This is a genomic window from Pseudoalteromonas sp. 19-MNA-CIBAN-0066, assembly GCF_040308705.1.
GTDB classification, from domain to species: Bacteria; Pseudomonadota; Gammaproteobacteria; order Enterobacterales; family Alteromonadaceae; genus Pseudoalteromonas; species Pseudoalteromonas nigrifaciens.
This window is the reverse complement of sequence record NZ_JBEONZ010000132.1, coordinates 1-323: the sequence shown is the minus strand read 5'-3', so window position 1 is coordinate 323 and position 323 is coordinate 1. Positions and strand designations below refer to the sequence as shown.

Sequence of the window (323 nt, the reverse complement as noted above, 5' to 3'; positions counted from 1 at the left end):
TTGCAATCCCTTTACCGCGATGTTCCAGCGCAACAAACATGGTAGATAAAAATAAAAACTCTGTTTTATCTTGTAACCTACATGCTGCCACTATTTCATTATTATAGTAAGTTACCCATACCTTATCTTGTTTATTAGCACGCCCTCTTACGCTGTGCTTTTTGTAGAATTTATTCACAAGTGGGGTTTTTAGTTCATTTAACACTTCAACTTTATACATTTTTATATCGATATTTAGCTAAGCATTAGCGCTAAATACTGTTCAAATTTTTGTTTCAAAACCATTTGCTCTGCCACTGGGCGGCTGTGGATTGTGTTGTAAA

General features: G+C 35.0%; 1 protein-coding gene and 1 pseudogene. Both read right to left on the bottom strand.

The window, feature by feature from the left end; genetic code table 11:
* Nucleotides 1-220 (bottom strand): GNAT family N-acetyltransferase (locus tag AAEZ18_RS18520; protein WP_352255858.1); only part of this gene is annotated, 220 nt, incomplete at its 3' end.
* A gap of 14 nt (nucleotides 221-234) precedes the next feature.
* Nucleotides 235-323 (bottom strand): annotated as a pseudogene (locus AAEZ18_RS18515) (DUF3283 family protein); the annotation flags it as partial.